Here is a 333-nt window from a genome sequence, read left to right on the forward strand (position 1 = left end):
ATACCACAGTCAAAGTGTGGTGCCTTACCGCTTGGCGATATCCCTACATGGGGTGAATGATGGGACTCGAACCCACGACAACCAGAACCACAATCTGGCGCTCTACCAACTGAACTACATTCACCATATGGTGCGTCTTAAGAGATTCGAACTCCTGGCCCACGCCTTAGAAGGGCGTTGCTCTATCCAGCTGAGCTAAAGACGCATATTGGAGCGGGTGAAGGGAATCGAACCCTCGTGGCTAGCTTGGAAGGCTAGAGCTTTACCATTAAGCAACACCCGCAGGTAATATTAAATTTAAAGTGGTCGGGGTGACAGGTCTCGAACCTGCGA

3 tRNA genes are annotated in these 333 nt (G+C 50.8%); all 3 read right to left on the reverse strand.

Going from position 1 to position 333, the window contains the following annotated elements:
• Nucleotides 1-48 precede the first annotated feature (48 nt).
• A tRNA-His gene (locus tag K5V21_RS19200) sits at nucleotides 49-124 on the reverse strand.
• A gap of 4 nt (nucleotides 125-128) precedes the next feature.
• Nucleotides 129-205, reverse strand: a tRNA-Arg gene (locus K5V21_RS19205).
• A gap of 4 nt (nucleotides 206-209) precedes the next feature.
• Nucleotides 210-283, reverse strand: a tRNA-Gly gene (locus tag K5V21_RS19210).
• Nucleotides 284-333 lie beyond the last annotated feature (50 nt).

Origin of the sequence: Clostridium sardiniense, from assembly GCF_019753795.1 — a bacterium.
Taxonomy (GTDB): domain Bacteria; phylum Bacillota; class Clostridia; order Clostridiales; family Clostridiaceae; genus Clostridium; species Clostridium sardiniense.